Below are 4,801 nucleotides of genomic sequence, written 5' to 3' on the forward strand. Positions count from 1 at the left end.
ATTGTATCGTCAACACAAAAAAAACCGTTTTTTTCTCGCACTAAAGTCACAAGATGACCCCTGGAAAGCACTTTTCGAGCCAGATCTCGACCCAATGAACGTATGTAACTGCCTTTAGAACATTCTATTCGAAACTCTACGAGAGGAGCTTTATAGTCGATTAATTCAACAGAATAAACATAGATACGTGCATGTCTTGGCATAACAGACTGACCCTCTCGTGCCCAATCACTTAGACGTCTACCTTGAAATTTTTTTGCAGAATAGACTGGAGGGACATGATCAATCTCTCCAAGAAACGAAGAAAGCGCATTATCAAGTTCAGAATATTCTGGGAAATGGCCTGAAAAATGCGTAGGAGCCCCTGCAGTGTCTAAAGTGTCCGTTTCATGCCCCAATTCTAAAACGGCTCTGTAAACTTTTCTATGGCTCATAAAAACGTCACTTAAACGAGTATACGATCTACCAATAAGAATAACTAAAACACCTTCCGCAAACCGATCTAGAGTTCCAGTATGACCTACTTTTGTGCCCTTTGATAAAAACTTTCTAACACGGGATACTACAGAAAAAGACGACATCCCTGCTGGCTTATAAACTGGGAGAACTCCCTCCAATTGATCACCCAATGAAATTTAGCTCGTACATTTAGTTTTACGTAATATCTCATCTAAGCGAGCAGCTTCTTCCATACGACGATCAGAGAAAAATTGAAGAGAAGGAAATAAACGGAGCCGAACACGCCGAGACGATTCCACTCCTATCCATTTTGAAATAGACTGAAGAAGAAGAACTATTGCATCTCTATCAGTTTCGCTACCTAACACACTAACTCCCACACGAGCACATCTCAAATCAGGAGAAACATCTACCTCAGTAATCGTCCAAATTGCAGAAAGCCTAGGATCGGCAACACGACACCGAATCACTTCATCTATAACTTCTCTCAACAAAGAATCTAATCTTGCTTTTCGTCGTCGCATTCTAACAACCCTTGACTGAGATAGATCAAATCAAATGAATGAAGCTCATCTCCGATCTGAAAATCAGAAAAATTTTCCACAATGATTCCACATTCAAAACCTTTGCTGCTCTCCTTTAAATCATCTCTCCCAGTTCGCATAGATATAATTCGACCTTTATGAAGAGCCTTACCATCGCGCATAACACGAATCAACTGATTTCTCTTTACAACCCCATTAACCACACCACATCCAGCAATCACGCCAAATTTAGAAGACTTAAATATAGCGCGGACTTCAGCGATTCCAGAAAATTTCTCATGACATGTCTTGTCAAGGAGCCCTTGCATGAGCTCAGTGACCCTTTCAACCGCGCGATAAATAATTTGGAAAATATGAATAGAAACACATAAGTTTTTGGCCATAACTTGAGCTCTAATATCAACAGATGTTTGAAATCCAATAATAACAGCCTTAGAGGCCGCAGCCAAAGAAACAAGAGACTCTCCAATTACCCCAACAGCTTGGTGAACAATTTCTATTTCTACCCTCTCTGAAGGTATTTCTCGCAAAGCTTGTCCTAAAGCTTCTACAGAACCGTAAACATCTCCACAGAGCATAACGAATAAAGTTCTTTTTTTTGTCACTAACCCAAGTTCCATAAAGCTTTCAGGAGAAACAGAAGGAGCACGAACAGCTACACGTGATTTGGAATGCAACTCAGTAGCCCATTTTGCCTCCTGCTCATTCGGTACGACGACAAAAGGCTCACCTACATTGGGAGGCGAGGAAAACCCGGAAACGAAAGCAGCAAACCCAGATGCGACTTCTTTTAAGTGCTTTCCTCGGTCATTTTTAATAGTACGAATCCTTCCACATGATGAACCTGCAACAACTAAATCACCCTGAAATAAGGTTCCATTTTGTACGAGAATTGTGGCTGAAGGTCCTAATCCAGAGTCAATACGAGATTCTATAATTACACCACGCGCACGATCTTTAGGATTAGCTTGCAACTGGAGCAAACTCGCCTGCAAAAGAACAAGCTCAAGTAGCTCTGATATTCCGTCTCCCTTCTTAGCAGAACAAGTTGTCGTTACAACAGAACCACCCCAAGACTCAGGCAAAAGATCACAGTTTGCCAACTGCTTCATCACACGTTCTTCGTCAAAGTTCGGCCTATCAGACTTTGTAATAACGACAATAAGCGAACTTCCAGATTCCTTAATCAATGAGATTGCTTCTTCAGTCTGAGTTTTGATGCCTTCATCCCCAGAGACTACAAGTAAAACAATATCCGAAATTCGTATGCCCCTATCACGCATAGCACTGAACGCCTCATGACCAGGAGTATCAAGAATCGTTGCCGGAGATGCGTCCTCTGTAAAGATAGTAAAAGCGCCAATATGCTGCGTAATCTCACCAGTTTCATGTCGAGCCAAATCAGATTTGCGGATCGCATCAATTAACGAAGTTTTACCATGATCCACATGACCTACCAATGAAACAACAGGTGGACGCGAAACTAAATCTCCAGGATCTGCTTGTTTTAATTCTTCTAGAATAGTTTTTCTAAATACTTGTCCCCTTTCGAGCGCTTGCAGGTTTACTTCAATAGTGCACCCAAATTCACTACCGATCAAATGCACCAGAGCCTCTTGATTCAAAACATCATTTGGCCTTAATACAACACCCTGCATGAACATTCTGGAAATCAACTGAGCAGTTCGCATCTTCATGGACGATGCTAAGCTAGAAACAGAAATAGGCAACGCTACTTTCAAATTTTCAGGAATAACAGGAGGAGCATCAATCTCAGCTTTCTTCAAAAGAGACGGTTTTTTCGAATGAGAAGAAGAGGCATATCCGGAGCGAAAAGATTGCCCTCTTCTTCCTTCACCGTGCTTGCCAGAATTTTTAGACCTAGAAGCCTCCCCTCTACCACCACCTCCTCTATCTCTTGACGAACTGTCTTTACCAGATGAAGAAAAACCACTTCCACGACTGCGACCAACGGAAGGAACAGGAGCAGAAGCGGCTTCTGAAAAGACTTTCTTAGAAAATAACCCCCTATCACGAGGAGCAGAAGAAAAAGAAGAAAATGTCTTTTCGGATTTCGCCGGAGAATTTTTAAATTGGGAACGAGATCTAGGAATAGATTGCTTATCCGGCTGTGCACCCACGGACTCATTTGAGGAAGGGCAAACAGGAGGAGTTACCATATCCTTTACATGACGCCCAGTCGGCCCTAATCCGGCACGAGAATGATCAAGTGTTTGCACCCAATCTGGAATATTGCCTTGAGAAGATGAATCACTACCAAACCCCGGGGGTAGCTCAGGAGATCGAGCCTGTTGAGGTCCTTGATGTCTCGATTTTCCTCTAGAAAAAATAGATGACTTCTTATCCCGAGAAAAAAAAGACCCACTGCCCTTAAATGGGCGATGTTGAAATTCACTCTTTTGGGCTTTATCAGAAGAAACTCTTCCACGAGGTCGCAACGAAAAACCTTCCCCATGTGAGTCAGAGTCTGAAACTGTAGAAACTTTTGCCACAGGAACAGAATCTGAACTTTCGTTTGACACAGGTTGGTCTGTGGATGAGGTTAAGACAGGAGAACGAAACTTTTCGACAATATCAAAACTTTCAGAACTCGACACTCGAACTGAAGAATTCAGGTCGCCGTCCACGGAAACAGAAGAAAGATCATCAGATGACGAAGGCTGTAACAAAGATGACTGCTCGGATTTAATAGCTTTCCTAGCAGACGTCTTTGACTTACCAGCATGGGCTCCTTCGACAACAACTGAACTACACGCTGACGCAGAAGAAGAATCCTCCTCAGTCTGCTTGAACTCCTTCGTTTTCTCCTTCTGAACTCCCTCGATTTTCATCTTCAGGCTGTCCTTCAAGGCCTCGGATATCTGCTCGGCTAGTTGGGCATTCTTCACCTTCAGCTTCAAATTCTTTGCCAAAACTTCTCACCTTGTTTGTCGTTTGTTCTAGAATGCGAGAGGCTAGTTCTAAACTGATTCCCGGAATCTGTGCTAAATCCTCCTGCCTTACCATCAACAACTTGCGATACGTATCGAGACCCGCATCGACTAGGTTGTCAAGTATTAGCGAGCTCACGCCGATAATATCCAAAGGATTATCTAGCAAAGCGGAATCACCATCAGACAATTCGCATCTTTCCACAACCGCACGCCGGCAGTAAGCACTCCACTTCACAAGGCCAATTCCCTGAGGCTCATTTGCCAAGACGCCCAACAGTCTAGCGTTCGACCCCTTTTTGCCAAGAGCCGCCGCGTAGGACTCATCGTCCACGACTACGTACGTCGTCCCATTCTCTTCGTACAGTTTCCTGATGATTATAGAACCGAGAGCATTTTGCAAAAACTCACTCTTAACAGAACTGAAAGGGAAGACCTCTACACGCTCATTCATCAACTCACGAACTACATTTCGAATCTTCGTTCCTTTAAATCCAACACAAGCCTTCACAGGGTCAATTGAAGAGTCCTGAGATCTAACAGCTATCTTCGTCCTCAATCCTGCTTCACGAGCAATTCTCTCAACAACAATAGCCCCAGATTGCAATTCAAATACATTTTGCAACAAAAGCCGATGCACGAATTGGGGGCTTGCACGAGAAAGAACTAAACTAGCGCCTCCATCGAGAGAGTCTCTGACCTCAAGCAACAAAGAACATACACGGTCCCCAACCTCAAAGTTGTCTAAAGGAGACATGTCTTTACGAAACAAAAACCCTTCCACATGGCCAAGATCAATAATAACTCCGCCATTACTCAAAACCTTTCTCACAGAACCGTGTACCA

Annotated in this window: 4 protein-coding genes; all 4 read right to left on the reverse strand. The window is 43.2% G+C overall.

What is annotated here, in order from left to right:
• Positions 1–629 (reverse strand): tRNA pseudouridine(55) synthase TruB (gene truB, locus GCCT14_RS03585; protein WP_108624277.1); only part of this gene is annotated, 629 nt, incomplete at its 3' end.
• 6 nt (positions 630–635) lie between these two features.
• Positions 636–983 (reverse strand): 30S ribosome-binding factor RbfA, encoded by a 348-nt coding sequence (rbfA, locus tag GCCT14_RS03590; protein WP_108624278.1) that lies wholly within the window; start codon positions 981–983, stop codon positions 636–638.
• Positions 959–3,856, reverse strand: coding sequence for a translation initiation factor IF-2 (gene infB, locus GCCT14_RS03595; RefSeq protein ID WP_108624279.1), 2,898 nt, complete (start codon positions 3,854–3,856; stop codon positions 959–961). The genes rbfA and infB overlap by 25 nt, the downstream gene beginning before the upstream one ends.
• Positions 3,804–4,801, reverse strand: a 998-nt coding sequence (locus GCCT14_RS03600; RefSeq protein ID WP_204592948.1) for a hypothetical protein, incomplete at its 5' end; no start/stop codon positions are given. The genes GCCT14_RS03600 and infB, both read right to left, overlap by 53 nt.

Source organism: Candidatus Similichlamydia epinepheli (genome assembly GCF_003056015.1).

Coding starts and splice junctions, on each gene's coding strand:
- rbfA (WP_108624278.1), bottom strand. CDS start 983: ATGCGACGACGAAAAGCAAGATTAGATTCTTTGTTGAGAGAAGTTATA.
- infB (WP_108624279.1), bottom strand. CDS start 3,856: ATGAAAATCGAGGGAGTTCAGAAGGAGAAAACGAAGGAGTTCAAGCAG.